This is a genomic window from Mesorhizobium sp. M1A.F.Ca.IN.020.06.1.1 (assembly GCF_004023265.1).
In the GTDB taxonomy this organism is placed as follows: Bacteria; Pseudomonadota; Alphaproteobacteria; order Rhizobiales; family Rhizobiaceae; genus Mesorhizobium.
The window spans coordinates 1-553 of sequence record NZ_RZSR01001717.1 but is presented as its reverse complement, the minus strand read 5'-3'; the positions used below and the strand labels follow the sequence as shown (position 1 = coordinate 553).

The 553-nt window shown below is 58.8% G+C and carries 1 pseudogene; it reads right to left on the bottom strand.

Features of this window, described 5'->3' with window-relative positions:
• A pseudogene (locus tag EOA60_RS38045) lies at window positions 1-553 on the bottom strand (hypothetical protein); the annotation flags it as partial.

Below are 553 nucleotides of genomic sequence, written 5' to 3'. Positions count from 1 at the left end.
GGCGGAGCAAATCCCTTCGGGTCCCCTGGCCGGCTCAGTATCGTCTCGCGGTCGTCATACGAGATCAAACCTCGTCGGAAGACTACTCCGCACACCTCTTGCCATGGCTTATCCTCGGTGGTCCGAAAGCTCTCCGATCCCAGGATCCACCAATGCACGCTCTCCGCGTTCTCCTCAGCGGCCTTGATTGCCGTCGTCCGATCGAATTTTGGCTCCAAATCCAGGTCCAAATCGTCATAATCGGCCGCCAGATGATGGACCGGCGCCTCCCACAACAAACTGTCGACAGCCAAAGAGAGACAGCCCTCCGGGATGATACCGCGCCGCCGAAACCCTTCTATGATGGCGAGCCGATAATTAAGCACGTCATCGGGCACCAGGTCATAGTCCGCCGTTATGATTGCCCGGAGAAAATCGCCAAAGCGGACGTCTACTGGCGGCAGGTAGTCGAGGGCGCGGATGCACATTCGCATCACGTGTTCCGCCGCCTTGCTCGCCTCCCGGGTTAATCGTTTGACCAGGTCTGGATGGAGGTTCTGGTCGGGACCAATGC